General features: G+C 72.4%; 1 protein-coding gene and 1 pseudogene. One reads left to right on the top strand and one right to left on the bottom strand.

What is annotated here, in order from left to right; all coding sequences use genetic code 11:
- Positions 1-368, bottom strand: a pseudogene (locus tag H5J30_RS33860) (DNA alkylation response protein); the annotation flags it as partial.
- On the opposite strand from H5J30_RS33860, the gene H5J30_RS33855 reads away from it, so the two are divergent.
- Positions 351-1292 (top strand): YihY/virulence factor BrkB family protein (locus H5J30_RS33855; protein ID WP_181791622.1); only part of this gene is annotated, 942 nt, incomplete at its 3' end. The pseudogene H5J30_RS33860 and the gene H5J30_RS33855 overlap by 18 nt on opposite strands.

Raw genomic sequence — 1292 nt, 5'->3', positions numbered from 1 at the left:
ACCAGGAACCCTGCCGCCCGCCGCACGTGCCCGTCCGGGCGGCCCCAGGCGTCGGTGAGCCCGGCGGCGACACCGCGCTCCAGCAGTCGGTGCCAGGAGGGGTGGAAGCCGACCTCGTCGAGGCGGTGGCCGTAGCGGTCGTGGGTGCGCAGCACGGGCGGCGAGGCGTTCGCCTCGACGCCCCACCGCTGCACCTCGGCGGAGCCCGCCGCGCGGCCGAGGGCGGTCAGCTCCGCGTGCGCCGCGGCGTGCCGCTCGGGCGCGACGTACCGCTCCACCGCCTCGGTGAGGGCCGCGTCCGCGGCGTAGACGTCGTAGCCGACCAGGGGCGGTGCCTGGTTCGTCACCGTATGAGTACCTGCTGCCATGACAGCTACGGTAGGCAGGTGGGAGCAGAACGGGAAACGGGCGCGGAACAGGGCGGAAGCGGCGGACCCCGCAGCCGGCTGGGCCGGGCCCGCGTCCTGTACCAGAACCTCCCCAAGCGCCGCGTCGCGTGGCTGCTGCTGAAGGACACCGTCAACACCTGCATGGAGCACCGCGTCATCGGCCTCGCCGCCGAGGCCGCGTTCTTCAGCCTGCTGTCGCTGCCGCCGCTGCTCCTCGGCCTCCTCGGCCTGCTGGGCTACTTCGACCAGTGGCTCATCGACGTCGAGACCATCCGGCACAACATCATCGACGCCTCCGACACGGTCCTGACGGCCAAGGGCGTCGACCAGATCGTCCGCCCGCTGCTCGACGACGTCACCCGCGGCGGCCGTGCGGACCTGATCTCGTTCGGCTTCGCCCTCGCGCTGTGGTCGGGCTCGCGCGCCGTGAACGTCTTCATCGACACCATCACCATCATGTACGGGCTCGAAGGCCACCGCGGCATCGTCAGGACCCGTCTGCTGGCGTTCGGGCTGTACCTCGTGGCGCTGGTCATCGGCGTGGTCGCGCTGCCGCTGATGGTGGCGGGCCCGGACGCGGTGGTGCAGCTGCTGCCGTGGAGCGAGACCGCCGTACGGGTGCTGTACTGGCCGGTCGTCGTCGTGCTGTCGGTCGCCTTCCTGACGACGCTCTACCACGCGGCCGTCCCCGTGCGCTCCCCCTGGCGGGAGGACCTGCCCGGGGCGCTGGTGGCGCTCGGCATGTGGCTGCTGGGCAGCGTGCTGCTACGGCTCTACCTGCTGAACGCCGTGGAGGGCCCGACGATCTACGGGTCGCTGGCGGCGCCCGTGGCGGTGCTGCTGTGGTTCGGCGTCTCGGCGTTCGCCGTACTGGTGGGCGCGGCGGTCAACGCCGCGTTCGAC

Origin of the sequence: Streptomyces phytophilus, from assembly GCF_013870535.1 — a bacterium.
GTDB lineage: Bacteria > Actinomycetota > Actinomycetes > Streptomycetales > Streptomycetaceae > Streptomyces > Streptomyces phytophilus.
Note: the sequence above shows the minus strand (reverse complement) of the source record. Positions and strands in the feature narration are given on the sequence as shown.